Annotated in this window: 13 protein-coding genes; 1 reads left to right on the top strand and 12 read right to left on the bottom strand. The window is 59.8% G+C overall.

All coding sequences use genetic code 11. The annotated features are described in order from the left end of the window. Nucleotides 1-15: 15 nt before the first annotated feature. Nucleotides 16-339 (top strand): SorU family sulfite dehydrogenase c-type cytochrome subunit, encoded by a 324-nt coding sequence (sorU, locus tag PAF17_RS12180; protein ID WP_271889375.1) that lies wholly within the window; start codon nt 16-18, stop codon nt 337-339. 28 nt (nt 340-367) lie between these two features. Here the strand turns inward: sorU and PAF17_RS12175 are convergent, their stop codons facing one another. The 12 genes from PAF17_RS12175 to PAF17_RS12120 form a co-directional block, all read right to left on the bottom strand. Beyond that, the gene (locus PAF17_RS12175; protein WP_271889374.1) at nt 368-1,060 is read right to left on the bottom strand and encodes an anti-sigma factor; all 693 of its coding nucleotides are present in this window, start codon (nt 1,058-1,060) and stop codon (nt 368-370) included. After that, a complete protein-coding gene (locus tag PAF17_RS12170; protein WP_271889373.1) occupies nt 1,057-1,542 on the bottom strand; it encodes an RNA polymerase sigma factor in 486 nt (161 codons plus the stop codon). The genes PAF17_RS12175 and PAF17_RS12170 overlap by 4 nt, the downstream gene beginning before the upstream one ends. 160 nt (nt 1,543-1,702) lie before the next feature. After that, nucleotides 1,703-2,767: an ABC transporter ATP-binding protein gene (locus tag PAF17_RS12165; RefSeq protein WP_271889372.1), complete on the bottom strand. Its 1,065-nt coding sequence runs from the start codon at nt 2,765-2,767 to the stop codon at nt 1,703-1,705. A gap of 1 nt (nt 2,768) precedes the next feature. Further along, on the bottom strand, nt 2,769-3,695 hold the full coding sequence (locus PAF17_RS12160) for a DUF4432 family protein (RefSeq protein WP_271889371.1): 927 nt from the start codon (nt 3,693-3,695) through the stop codon (nt 2,769-2,771). Further along, the gene (locus tag PAF17_RS12155; RefSeq protein WP_271889370.1) at nt 3,692-5,224 is read right to left on the bottom strand and encodes a sulfatase; all 1,533 of its coding nucleotides are present in this window, start codon (nt 5,222-5,224) and stop codon (nt 3,692-3,694) included. Before PAF17_RS12155 ends, PAF17_RS12160 begins: the two co-directional genes overlap by 4 nt. 9 nt (nt 5,225-5,233) lie before the next feature. Next, nucleotides 5,234-6,118: a carbohydrate ABC transporter permease gene (locus tag PAF17_RS12150; protein WP_271889369.1), complete on the bottom strand. Its 885-nt coding sequence runs from the start codon at nt 6,116-6,118 to the stop codon at nt 5,234-5,236. Then, nucleotides 6,115-6,990, bottom strand: a complete 876-nt coding sequence (locus tag PAF17_RS12145) for a carbohydrate ABC transporter permease (RefSeq protein WP_271889368.1) — start codon at nt 6,988-6,990, stop codon at nt 6,115-6,117. Before PAF17_RS12145 ends, PAF17_RS12150 begins: the two co-directional genes overlap by 4 nt. A gap of 54 nt (nt 6,991-7,044) precedes the next feature. Next, entirely contained in the window at nt 7,045-8,367 is a 1,323-nt protein-coding gene (locus tag PAF17_RS12140) for an ABC transporter substrate-binding protein (protein WP_271889367.1), read from the bottom strand. 160 nt (nt 8,368-8,527) lie between these two features. After that, a complete protein-coding gene (locus PAF17_RS12135; protein WP_271889366.1) occupies nt 8,528-9,448 on the bottom strand; it encodes a LysR family transcriptional regulator in 921 nt (306 codons plus the stop codon). A 111-nt stretch (nt 9,449-9,559) separates the two neighbouring features. Continuing rightward, nucleotides 9,560-10,336: an ABC transporter ATP-binding protein gene (locus PAF17_RS12130; RefSeq protein WP_271889365.1), complete on the bottom strand. Its 777-nt coding sequence runs from the start codon at nt 10,334-10,336 to the stop codon at nt 9,560-9,562. Further along, nucleotides 10,330-11,391: a FecCD family ABC transporter permease gene (locus PAF17_RS12125; protein ID WP_271889364.1), complete on the bottom strand. Its 1,062-nt coding sequence runs from the start codon at nt 11,389-11,391 to the stop codon at nt 10,330-10,332. The genes PAF17_RS12130 and PAF17_RS12125 overlap by 7 nt, the downstream gene beginning before the upstream one ends. 44 nt (nt 11,392-11,435) lie before the next feature. Further along, a complete protein-coding gene (locus PAF17_RS12120) occupies nt 11,436-12,572 on the bottom strand; it encodes an ABC transporter substrate-binding protein (protein WP_271889363.1) in 1,137 nt (378 codons plus the stop codon). Nucleotides 12,573-12,717: the final 145 nt, after the last annotated feature.

Here is a 12,717-nt window from a genome sequence, read left to right as displayed (position 1 = left end):
TATGGAAATTTGAATATGTACCAACCGAGAATTATTTTCGCGGGCGCTGCCCTGTTGCTGTCTGCAATGCAGCTGCATGCCGAAACCGATACCGAGGCAGGTCGCGCCCTGTTCAACGAATCGGCCGAGCCCGCCTGCGCGCTATGCCACGCACTGGCCGATGCAGGATCAGAAGGTGAGATCGGTCCCAATCTCGACGAATTCAAACCAACCGCGGAACAAGTCCGTGCCGCCGTAACCAGCGGCATCGGCATCATGCCCGCCTTTAATGAAACGCTCAGCAGCGAGCAGATCGAAACATTGGCCCAATATGTGTCGACCGCCGCAAGCGGAAGCTGATCAACCCGGGCGCCGGTTCAGCCGGCGCCTATCCCGCACAGGGTGCCGTCAGGTGATCGGCCAGCGCGAATTTCCGATCGGCCGGATTGCTGCGATGGCGCAAATAGTCGGCAATGGCGTTGAAACGCGCCTGGTCCATACCACTTGCCACGATCAAATGTGACAGCCCGTCATCGGACCGCCACACCGCGACCTGTTCTTGACCATTCGCTGGCAACTCGATGGTCTGGCTGGACCAGAAATAGGACAGCCGGCAACCGTTCTCACCCGAATAGTGAACGACACGCCCGGTCCCGAAATCGTCATCTGCAACCGCATAAAGGCGGGCGACCGCCAGGTTCGGCAAATCGTTCCCGGATACCTGCGTCACGCCGTGGGCAGAGAAATTCTGACCCAGAAACGCCCGATGGGCATTCAACGGTGACATTTCCCTTGGGGCCAAGCCGGCCCAGAAAGCCAGCCCCAGCAGAGAAGCCGCAACCAACCCGCCGCCCAGAAGACGAACCGGCCAGCTGTTGAGATTTGCAGGCTTGGTTGGTTGGGCAAGGGTGGGGCGCAACCCGGCAAGGCTGCGGGACATTCGGCGCACATCCTCGAGGGCGGCCTGCAACTGCGGTTCGCGAACCAGACGGGATTCCAGTGCCGCGGCCTCGGGCTGGTCCAGTTCGCCATCGTGATAGGCATTCACAAGATCCCAGTCGTGGTCGTTCAGATCGTTCATATCGTGTTCGTTCCATTGGCCGCGATCAGATCACGCAATGCCTTGCGGGCCCTGCTGACGCGGCTCATGACTGTACCCGCCGGAAGGTTCAGAACCTGCGCGGCCTCGGAATATTTGAAACCCATGACATCTACCAGAAACAAGATTTCTCGCGGTTCGGGGGGCAGCTTTTCGAATGCCAAACGGATCAGAGTATCCCGTTCGGTATCGGTGCCGGTGGTTGCTTCATCTGAATAACGTATCTGCGCCGCGGAATATTCCCTGCGCACACGCCGGCGTCGCAATTCATCGTAATGCAGATTGCGGATCACCCGAAATATCCACGGCCGCAATTCGTCCAGCATATCGGGACGAGACGGTGCCGACAGTGCCCGTTCGATGGCATCCTGCACTAGATCTTCGGCATCCTGAACATGCCCGCTGACCGAACGGGCATAGGCCCTCATCTCGGGCATAAGGGTTTCGATTTGCGCGCGTTTCATCATAGCTGCCAATAAGCCATCGCAATGGCAAAGCCAAAGGTGTTTATGATCAGACTGCAGCGTTGAAACGCGATTATGCTCAAAAGCAGATCGTCAATTCCTGACCGGGGCCGGACCGCCCGTCGCGGGCTGGACCTGAAACGCCCCCGCCACCGAACTTTCAGCCGATATGGTTGTCACCATGAGGAAAGGCCCGCGCCCTGGTGGCATCGGGCATCAGCCAGACCTTGTCACCCGGGCGTGCATTCAGGCGTTGGGGCGACAGAACCGTTATGTCCTGGCCCGCCTTGCGCACCACCAATTCGGTCGTTGCACCGGTGGGTTCGACCACGACAACCTCGGCCTGCAAAGTGCCGTCGCCGGGTTGCGCCGCAAGATTGAAACATTCGGGACGTATCCCGACAATGGCCGGCCCGGGCGGCGCAGGTTCGGCCAGACACATGGCCTCGCCATCGGGAAACCGTGCCGATCGCGGATTGTCCGCCGCCACCTCCAGCTGCAACAGATTCATCGTTGGCGACCCCAGAAAAGAACCGACAAAGGCGTTTGCAGGATTGTCATACAATTCCAGCGGCGTGCCGATCTGTTCGATCCGGCCATCGCGCAGAACCACGATCCGATCGGCCAATGTCATGGCCTCGACCTGATCATGGGTGACATATATCGTGGTCGTGCGCAGCTTCTGGTGCAACTCCTTCAGTTCGGTCCGCATCTTGACCCTAAGCTTGGCATCCAGATTTGACAGCGGTTCATCGAAAAGAAAAACCTCGGGCTTGCGCACGATCGCACGCCCCATTGCCACGCGCTGACGCTGGCCGCCCGATAGCTGTTTCGGCAATCGATCAAGATACGGGCCAAGACCCAGAATGTCGGCAGCCCGCGCAACCTTGCCGCGCCGCGAGGCATCGTCTTCACCCGCAAGCCGCAAGGAAAAAGACATGTTATCGGCACTGCTCATATGTGGGTAAAGCGCATAGCTTTGAAACACCATCGAGATGCCCCGATCCCGTGGCGGCACATCATTGACCGGACGGTCACCGATTTCCAGCGTGCCATCAGTGATGCTTTCCAGACCCGCAATCATCCGCAAAAGCGTTGATTTCCCGCATCCCGACGGGCCGATCAGAACAACGAACTCTCCGTCCTCGATGTCAAGACAGATGTCCTTGATCACGTTGACCTTGCCATAACTCTTGGACAGGCCGTTCAGCTTAACGCGTGCCATGTCAATCCTCTTGTTTGACGGATGAAAAGGTGAATTTCTGTTGTGCCTGCCATGTTTCGCCACTGATCAACCGCTGCCCCGGGGCACTGGTCCCATCGGGTTCGCGACCACAGTTGGACGGTTCGACCGCCAGGATATTGCGTCTGGGCCGGGCGTCACGCCACAGCTGAACGAATGGCAAATCGCCCTGCATCCGGACCCGCACCCCAGGCCAGTCCGCGCATCCGGAACGCGTGATCTCGGCATCAAAACCGCCGGGTGTCGCATGGCATGTCGCGGATCTGTCGTGAACCTCGATGTCGCGCCCACCCAGTTCAATCCGAGTGCGCGGCGTGACCATCGGATAACCGAAATTCGTGTGATACAGAATCCGGATCTCGGCGGGGTCAGGGCCGACGTTCTGGACCCGATCGGTCAATGTCATCGACGCCCCACCAATCGGGGCCTCGATGCGGCGGCGCATTGACAGGCACGCCCCCTGCAAATGCGCGCTGCAAATCTCGCCCTCGACATACAGGACGGGGTCGGGTCGTTCCCAATCCTCGCCACATGCCAGAACGCGCGCTGGGGTCAGGGGCAGTGAGCCATGCAACGGCAATCCCGCTCGTGGTTGGCGGGCATTATCAAGTCCGCAGGTCACGAGGAACCCCGAAAGGCTGCGCTGAATGCCAGTGCCCCGGTCGGCCTGTGCATCGTGCAAACCGGGCGCGATAAAACCCGCAGGATGATGCCAGGCCAATGGGGTTCCCCGAAAGCCAAGCGGCCCGATATCCAGACTGCGGTCTGCCAGCACCCAGAAAGCAAGCCCGCCGCCCGTATCGAAGCTGAGCGCGCTGACACCGCGTTCGGCCCCGTCTTCAAGCGTGATCCGCCGTACCGCAGCCAATTGCCGCAGATTGGCCACCTGTTCGGCCCAGTCCGAGATCATGCCGGCTCCGCCTGTCTGGACAGACCCAGGCGGGCAAAGGCCTCGGCCGGGGCATCGAGCATCTGCATCAGGCGCGCCATCTGTTCGGACAAACACGCCTCTAGTTCAGGGTTATCCAGCGGCACCCCCTGCGCGGGGTCGCTGGCCAGATCGTACAGTCGAGTATCACTTTCGATCATGCAGCCGGGACCATAGGCATTATACATCGCGGATTTCGCGCTGACAGGTACGCGCAACAACGGCATGTCGCGGCTAAAGGATGTGGGGGGCGAAAGCTGCGCGTGAACCAGTTCCTCGGGATGAAAAAAATCGAAAATATGGGTCGGCATCAACGTATATTGATACACTTCCTGCGCTGCCATATCGGGGGGATAGCGATGATAGCTGTGCCGCCCGTCGGTCAGGTTCACCGCCCCGCCGAAATAGCCATAGATCAGCGCGTCATGCGGCGATCCCTGCCCCGCAAGCATCGGACGCAGCGAGGGCGCGGGCATCTGGGCCGGTGGCTCTGCCCCGAAAAGGTCCAGAATGCTGGCCGCAAGATCGGGGGTCTGACTCAGCCCTTCGACCAGCGTTCCATCGGCACCCGGATTGGCGGGATCATGAAAGAACAGGGGGATCCGCGCGATTTCCTGATACAATGTCATCCGGTTCTTGGCCCACAGATCGTGTTCACCCAGCAGAAAGCCGTGGTCGGTCGTGACGATCAGGGCCGTGTCGCGCCACAGATCGTTGCGGTCGAACATGTCCAAAACCTGCCCAAGCAGTTCATCACACATCGCGACCGATGCATAATAGCTGGCGCGCAGTTCGTCCTGTTCCTCCAGGGGCCGGTCGCTATGGCCATATTGCGGCCAGTCCAGCGCCGGGCCCTGGTGACGCGCGCCGGCGATGTCGCGAAAACGTTTGGGCGCGAAAAAGGGTTCATGCGGGGCGAAGGTCTCGATCTGCAGGAACCAGTTGTCGGCATCCCTGTTTTCTTCGATGAACTCGACGCCCGCCGCAAAGGTCTGAAAGCTGGGATGCGCTGCTTCATCATCGATGTAGTCGCGATTGATCACATTGTGGCGCGGATAGCTGCGCGGACGACGCGAGACCTGGGCAGGATCGAAACGCGCCTCGATCGCGGGCCAGTCCGGCGCCACGACGCCTTTCCACCGATCCCCTTCCTGACCGCGGAAAAATTCATAGCTGTCATAACGGTTGTGATAGGTCGCACCGCCATCCTCCCAATAATGGAAATGATCCGTGACGAAATGGCTATAGACGCCATGCTCGCGACTCAGCACTTCGGGGAAGGTCACGTCATAGGGTTCGATCGGCCCCCAACTGCGATGCAGGAAGGACATGCGCCCGGTCAGCAGGTCGCGCCGTGCGGGCATACAGGGCATCGACCCGACATGGTGATCCCTGAAACATGCGCTGCGCGCGGCAAGGCGGTCGAAATTGGGGGTCGGAACACGATCCCCGCCATAAGGCGAAAGCGCGTTACGATTGAGCGAGTCAAACAGAACAAGAACCGTTTTCATGAGAATTTCCTATTTCACCGCGCCCGAGGTCAAACCGCGGACAATGAAACGCTGCGCAAACAGCAGCAGCAGGAAGGCGGGCAGGATCGACAAGGTCGAAGCGGCCGCCATTTCGGTAAAGGCGATGGTGTTTTCCTGAGCGTATTTGCCGATCCCCAGAGGAACGGTCGCCGTTTGCCGCTGACTCAGCACCAGCACGACCGGAAACTCGTTCCAGCTGAAGATAAATGTCAGGATTCCGGTAGCCGCCAGACCCGGACGAACGATCGGCAACACCACATGCCACAGGATCTGGGGCACTTTGGCGCCATCAATCTGCGCCGCTTCGACCAATTCCTTGGGAACATCGCGGACAAAGACCCCCATCATCCACAACGCCATCGGCAAGTGCAGCGTGGTATGGGCCAGAATAATGCCCGTATAGCTGTTATCCAGCCCGACCGAACGGAACATCGTGAACCAGGCGCCCGCAAGGGTGATGGGCGGCACCATGTGAAAAATGACCGACCACCCCAGCAGCGAATGCAGCACCCATCCCGGCCATTGCAGGCGATACAGCGAAAACGCCGCGAGCGTTGCCACGATCAGGACAAGAAAGGTGCTGATCAGGCCGATCACCATGGAGTTTCCGAAATTTCGTGCAAAGTCCGAAGTCTTGTCGAAGATCACATCAAGGAACCCGTCGATCCTGGGCGTGAAGAAGATCTTGCCCATCAACAGGTCGATTTGGGTCTTGAACGCCGCCGATATGATCCAGAAGAACGGGAACAGCACGATCAGCGCAAAGCTCATCAGAACCAGATGCCGCATCAATGCGACCTGCCGTTCCGAGGCGTTGAACCGGCGACGCCGGGAACCGGCAACCGTCAGCGGGGAATTGGTTACATCGGTCATGCCTTGGCCCCTTTTCCGGCTGTGGCGCGGGTGGCGGCAATGATCCCCGCGGCAATCACTGCGATCACGGCGATCGACATGGCTGCGCCGTAGCCCGTCTGATCCTCGGTGAAAAATCGGCGATAGATGGTGAAGCTGATCACCTCGGTCGACGTGCCCGGACCTCCTCCGGTCAGCAGGTAGATTTCATCAAAGACCTTGAAGGCAAGGATCATGCGGAACACGAATGTCACCGCAATGGTCGGCATCATCAGCGGCAGCGTGATATAGCGCAGCTGCTGCCAACGCGTTGCGCCATCGATCCGGGCCGCTTCGAAAATATCGTCCGGCAGGCTTTCCAGACCGGCCAGCAGCAGCAGGAAACAAAAGGGCGTCCAGTGCCAGACATCCACGATGATCACCGACAACAGCGCCAGATCGGGATTGCCCAGCCAGTCCTGGGGTGTCAGCCCGAACCAGGCCAGAAAGCTGTTGAGAACTCCGAAATCATAGGAATACATCAGTTTCCATATCGCGCCGATGATGATCCCCGGCACGAGGATCGGCAGTATGAACACCGTGCGGTAAAAGACGCGCCCCCGCACGACCTGAACTGTCAAAAGCGCAAGAACGAACCCGATCAGCATCTGCAGGGCCACCGCCACCACCGCGAAGATCAGCGTATTCAGCGCCCCTGCGCGCAGCAGGTTGTCTTCGGGCAGGCGGGCGTAATTCGCCAGCCCGACCCAATCCCATACCGCTTCCCGATTGATCCATTCGACATCGTTGAAGCTTAGGGCAAATAGCTTGATCAGCGGCAGAACAGTCAGAAGCGCAAAAAGGACAAGCGCGGGCCACAGCGTCGCGTGACGCCAGAAGGTGTCGGTTTTCATGACAGGCTCCGAGAAATTGGATGGTCGCGGATCTCTCCGCGACCATCGGGAAGGTTACGGAAGCATTTCCGGAGCAGGAAGGTCATAGCCAGCGTCCTGCATCACCTTGGTGATTTCCTCGGCCGCGGTATTCAGCGCTTGATTCAACGGCATTTCGCCACCAATCGCCTGGTTGAAGCGCAGCTCGGTCACCGCAAGCACCTGCGTCGCTTCGGGAAATGTGAAGGTCAGCCTTGCATTGGGCAGCGCCGCCGCCAACGCTTTCATCCAGCGGTATTCCGGCTGATCGGCCATGTCTGATTCCAGCACCGCACGACTGACCGGCATCGAGCCCGCCTCGGCATAGGCGCGCTGTGCCTCATCGCTCTGGAACCATGTCAGGAAGGCCAGTGCCGCCTGCTTATGGTCATCCGAGATGTTCTTGGGCACCCCGGCCAGCCAATGCCCCAAGGGCGTTGCCGACGGGAATTCGCTCGTGCCCGGAGGCGGCGCATAGGCAACCTGCCCCACGACCATCGATTTGCTTTCATCGTCAAACAATCCGGGTGCAGGCACCGAGTTGATATGAACTGCGCGGCCCGTCGCCATGTTCTGGATCACGTTGGTCTGGGTCTGACCAGCGGTCGAGGGATGTCCGACATCGGCTGCCAGCTTCAGATAGGTCTCCATTCCCGCCAGCGTGCCGGGGGAATTGATCGTCACCCTGTAGCTGCCGTCGTCCTGCTGGTCTACGATTCCGCCGCCATGAGACCAGATATAGGGAAACACATCATAGGTGACGTCAAACGTGCCGCGTTGTCCGCGTTGCGAAATACCATAGCGGGCATCCGTCTGCAGTGCCTTGGCATTGTCATAAAGCTCATCCCATGTGGTTGGCACCGACAAGCCGGCCTCTTCGTACAGATCCTGGCGATAATGCAGGATCAGGACATTCGGATTGACCGGAACGCTCAGCAGTCCGCCACCGTCACAACTGATCTTCTTGTCTTCGGCATTCCAGCACACACTGTCATCAAAGGTATAGATATCTTCGGACAGGCTGAATGCAGGGTCGATATCCGTCAGCGGCTGCATGAATCCCCCGCTGTAGAATTCGGAAAAGAAACCCGCATTCATGATCAGCACGTCATAAGGGCTTTGATCGGCCCGCACAGCGGTGCGTTGCTTTTCCAGGCTGCCCGCAAACGGGTTCACATCCAGTTCAACAGTATTTCCGGTGTCTTCCTCATATTTCTCGACAACGGCCTGAAAGCCGGGGAACCAGGGGGACTGATTGATCACGATCGTGATCGGAGATTCTGCGGCTGACACCCCCGAGGCAGCAAATGCCAGCACACTGGCCGCCAGGGCCCTTGTCAGTTTCCGGTTGTAGATCATGTTTCCTCCCAACATTCCTGAAACCCGATGCCTCCCGCATCGTTGTGCAAGGAAATCTAGCGCATCAACGGGCATTCCAGAAATGAAAAAAACGGCCAACTCCATAGCTATTGGCTATGGCACGCGCCAAGCGGTGCCGCGCACAGGCAGAGGCGCGGTTTCAGTTGAACGGATCGGCCTGACATTCGGCGATCAGCGCCTCGGTGATCGCACGGGCCGCCGGCGTCAGCAGACCCGGCTTGCGATAGATCAGCCCGGCCTCGCGATGTGTGACCAGTTCGGGGACGTCGATTTCAATCAGCCGGCTGCCCTCGGCCGACAGAAGCTGGGATCTGGTGGTATAGATCAAGGCGTCGGTCAGCGTCGCATGGGTCAGCAGAAATGTCAGCGAGGTAGACATGACCATCGCCCTGGGCGGGGTAAGCCCCAGACTGATCACCCGGCCATCCAGCTTGCGCCGCGCCAACGTGTCCTCGGGCGGCAGCGCCCAGGCCATTGCCAGGGCCTCGGTCGCAGGCACATTCTTGCGCCCCGCAAGGCGGTGTTCAGGGCGCCCGACGCAGACAAGATCATCAGCTGTCAGAAGGCGAAATTCAAGATTGGCGCTCTCGCCTTCCAGGGGGCGTTCGGCCACCACGAAATCCAATGCACCGGTGGTCAAACCGCGCAACAGCGATTCATCGAAACCGGTCTGGACTTCGACCAGAACATCGGGGCGTTGCTCGGTTATCCTGCTGATCGCCTCGGGCAGCTTCCTGCGCACCCAGGAAGGGCCGGCCCCGATCCGGACATGCCCGCCCTTTCCCGATCGCAGTTGCGCAATCTCATCCGAAGCATCACGCACCTGCGCAATGACGACCCCGGCATGTTCGGCAAGACGGGCACCGATCGGGGTCAGCGTGATGCCATGGGCATGGCGTTCCATCAAAGGGGTGCCGACCTGATCCTCCAACAGCTTCAACGCCTTTGACAGGGTAGGTTGGGCGACATTCAGTTCGGCCGCAGCCCGGGTGATGTTGCCGACCTGGGCGGTTCGGAAGAAATAGCCCAGAAGGCGCAGATCGAAAGTTCCACGGTCCAAGCCTCTCGCTCTCCTTGTTGCGCCGGTTTGCCCAACAGGGATAGGGCATCCTTCACCTTGAGCATAGCCCCGCCAAACACCGGGACGGCATCTGAGCCAGTTTCCTGGCGATCAGCAATGCCCGGCGGCATGCGCAGAGGATGACGGCCCGTCCACGATCATCATCGGCGAACCCCGGGAACAACGCTCGACCCTGCTGTCGATGCCGTAAAGCTGGCGGATCAGATCCGGGGTCAGAACTTCAAGCGTGTCACCGGCAGCAACGATGCGTCCCTGCGCCAATGCGATGGTCGTGGCGCAAGACCGCATCACCTGATTGAGATCGTGCAGGGCAAGCACGACCACGGCCCCCGTATCCACCGCATAGCGACGCAGCGCTTCAAGGATCTCGAACTGGCGATACAGGTCCAGCGCCGAGGTCGGCTCATCCATCAGCACGATCTTGGGTCGGGTCACCAATGTCTGGGCAATCGACACCGATTGTCTTTGTCCGCCCGACAGTTCAGGCAATTGTCGCGTGGCCAGATGGGCAATGCCAAAGCGATGAAGCACATGGTCTACAGACGCCAGTTCCTGCGCCGATAACCGCCAACCGCTTGCGCCTTGCTTCAGCGCCAGGATCACCGATTCATATACGGTCAACGCGGCCGTCATCGCGGTATCCTGCGGCATGTAACGCAGATCGTTTTGGTCGGCACCGGACAACCGCACGGAACCGCTGCCCCCCATCTGCCCGGCAATGCGGCGAAACAATGTCGACTTTCCCGCAGCATTGGCGCCCACCAGCGCCGTCAACGATCCACCTTCGATCCAGGGGGTCGTTGCATCGGATATGATGCTACGTTTGCCGTAGCGCGCGCCCAACCCCTCCAGCGCCAGCCTTACCATGCCTTGCGCCCTTTCGTCAGAATCAGGGCCATGAAAAACGGAACCCCGACCAATGCGGTGATAATCCCGATCGGCAGCACCGCCCCGGGCAGCAGCGCCTTGGACAACACCGATGTGGCCGACAGGATCACGGCACCAGACAACATGGCACCGGGCAGGAAGAACCGCTGATCCTCGCCCAGCAACAGCCTGGCAACATGGGGGCCGACGATCCCGATAAAGCCGATCGTGCCGACAAACGAGACCGGAACTGCCGCCAGCAGGGAAACAAGAACCAATGTTTCCAGCCGCAACCGCTTGACCGGAACCCCCATGGCCGCGGCACGGGTCTCGCCCAGGCGGATCGCCGTCAGCGCCCATGCGCGTCGTGCAAACAGCGGCGTGCAGATGGCCAGAATTGCCGCAGTGATAGCCACCTTGCCCCAGGTCGCCTTGGTCAGGCTACCCATGGTCCAGAACACGACGGCGGCCAGCGCCTGCTCGGACGCGAAATATTGCAGCAAGGCAAGGGCGGCGTTGAAGGTAAAGACCAATGCAATCCCCAACAAAACAATGGTTTCCACGGTGACGCCGCGCATCGTGGACAACCCGAAAATAAGAAGTGACGCGATCATTGCCGCCGCAAAGGCATTGATCGGCACCATCAATCCGACCGCCGCAGGAAACAGGGCCACGCCCAATACCATGGCCAAAGCTGCGCCAAAACTGGCTGCCGCCGACAGGCCCAGGGTAAACGGGCTGGCCAGAGGATTCGCCAGAATTGTCTGCATCTGCGCACCCGCCAGGGAAAGGCTGGCCCCCACGGTGACGGCAAGGATCGCCATCGGCATCCGGATATCCCAGACCACCACGCGCATCTGAAGATCGACCGTATTCGGCGCGACAAGTGTTTTCAGCACATCCGGCAAGGCATAGCGCGCGGGCCCCAGCGAAACATCGACGGCCACCGATAACAACAGCAGCACGCCAAGCCCCACCAGTACCATCAGCCGCCGCGCGACCAGTCCGCGATAGGTCCCCGCATGCTGCGGGGCGTCATTTGCGATGCTTGCCATGGTGACCTCTTGCTTTGGGGCGATCTCGGGGTCGCCCGTCACGCTCAGTTTTCGTGGGGGGCGGCCAAAGTCACCCAATAGCCCGGACGATACTCAACCGGCAGAAAGCGTGTATGCAGTTCCCGCAAGGTCGCTTCGGGGTCAAGGTCGGCAAACAATTCGGGATGCAGCCACTTGGCCAGCTGTTGCACCGCAACAAAGCTATAGGGCGTGTTGTAGAACTGGTGCCAGATCGCATGCACCTGCCCGTTCTCGACGGCGGCTACACCCGTAAACGCAGGCCGCTCCATCAAGGCCGCCAGTTTGCGGCGCGCCTCGGCCTGATCCGATCCGGGTCCGACCCCAACCCAGTTGCCACCCGGGACATAGGCGTCCCAATTGCCCCCCGTCGCAACGATCTGATCCGGGTTCGAGGCAATGATCTGTTCGGCATTGACGGTCCCGAATGTGCCCGCAATGAACGGTGAGGCCATGTTTTCGCCCCCCGCCAGTTCCACGAAACGGCCGAAATTCGCATCGCCAAAGGACATGCAGCAGTCTTCCGAATAGCCGGCCGCGCGTTCTACGAAGGTCAGCGGACGTTTCAGGTCGGACTGGGCCGCGATGACATCGGTGACGCGTGCGATCTGGTCCGTGTAGAATGCGTTGAATTCTGCCGCGCGGTCTTCCTTGCCGAACAGCTGTCCGATGATGTCCATCGACTTGGGCGTATGTTCAAACGGCTTTTCACGAAAATCGACATAGACGATCGGAATGCCGACCTTGGCCAGCTTGTCTTCGTACCCCGCTTCGTCGGTGGCTTGCTTGGCTTCCAGATTCATGATCATGACATCCGGTTCCAATGACACGGCCTGTTCGATATCGAATGTGCCATCCTTGAACCCGCCAAACGTCGGAATTTCGGCCAGTTCGGGGAATTTCTCGCGGTAGGCCGCATAGCTTTCGGGGGCCGCCTGTTCCAGATCATCACGCCATCCGACAACACGGCCGAACGGGTCATCGCCATCCAGCACCGAAGTAAAGAATACCTGCCGCCCTTCCCCAAGGATCACGCGTTCGACCGGCGCTTCCAGCGTGATTTCACGGCCGGCGATATCGGTCACGGTGATCGGATCTGCTTGCGCGGCGCTTGCCGCAATCAGGCCAAGCGCGGATGCACCAAGAAAGGCACGCAGGGTCATGGAGAAAACCTTATTCGAGTCATGTTGTCGCCCCATTAAGGTTACCGACAAATTTCGTCAACAATTGATCGGATGCGCACAAACTCGTGCAACACCCAAACCGGGCGTTGCCCCAAGCGGCGCATAAGCCTGCGGATGGCAAAGG

This window comes from Paracoccus onchidii (assembly GCF_028294535.1).
In the GTDB taxonomy this organism is placed as follows: Bacteria; Pseudomonadota; Alphaproteobacteria; order Rhodobacterales; family Rhodobacteraceae; genus Paracoccus; species Paracoccus onchidii.
The sequence above is the reverse complement of the archived record's forward strand: the minus strand, read 5'-3'. Positions and strand labels throughout refer to the sequence as shown.